Below are 681 nucleotides of genomic sequence, written 5' to 3'. Positions count from 1 at the left end.
CAAGCCGCTTGAGGAGCTGGCCGGGCGGTTTTATGAGCTCATGTCCTTCGGGCTGCATATGCGGCTGGTGGGGGATGCGGAGGCGCTGCGGGCACTTACGGGCATCCGGGACACCATCCGGGCGCTGCGCAACGCGGCGGCCGTGAAGCTGGAGCAGGGGCCGCGCACGGACGAGCTGGAGTCGCTGCGCGAGGCGCTGGACGACTATCTGTGGCAGATCGAGCGCGAGGTGCTGGTCAACGTGGACCGGACCCTGGCGCTCATGCCCAAGGATCTGGCCGAGGACGCGGACGCCCGCGACCGGCATTTCCTGGCCTGGGGGGCCGAGCAGGTGCTCCAGTCCATCGACAAGCTGGAGGTGCGCGGCCGCGACTCGGCGGGCGTGGCTCTGGCCTTTGTCCTGCCGGCCGGCGTGGACCCGGAGGCCGGTCTGACCCCGGCGCAGCGGCAGGAACTGGCCGACCGCAGCTCCATCAACAACGCCGACACCCGCCAGGTGCTGGTGCGCAGGCTCGCCGACGGCCGGACCGCCTGCCGCTTCCTGTACAAGGTCGCCCAGCTGGTCGGCCAGCTCGGGGACAACGGCGCGGCGCTCAGGGAATTCATCAAGCATGACGACCTTTTGTGGGCCATGTCCGCAGGCCTGCAGACGCTCAACATCATCGCCCACACCCGCTGGGC

General features: G+C 69.9%; 1 pseudogene. It reads left to right on the top strand.

The window, feature by feature from the left end:
* A pseudogene (locus AB6M95_RS19675) lies at positions 1–681 on the top strand (SIS domain-containing protein); the annotation flags it as partial.

Source organism: Pseudodesulfovibrio karagichevae (assembly GCF_041414475.1).
Lineage (GTDB): Bacteria > Desulfobacterota > Desulfovibrionia > Desulfovibrionales > Desulfovibrionaceae > Pseudodesulfovibrio > Pseudodesulfovibrio karagichevae.
Note: the sequence above shows the minus strand (reverse complement) of the source record. Positions and strands in the feature narration are given on the sequence as shown.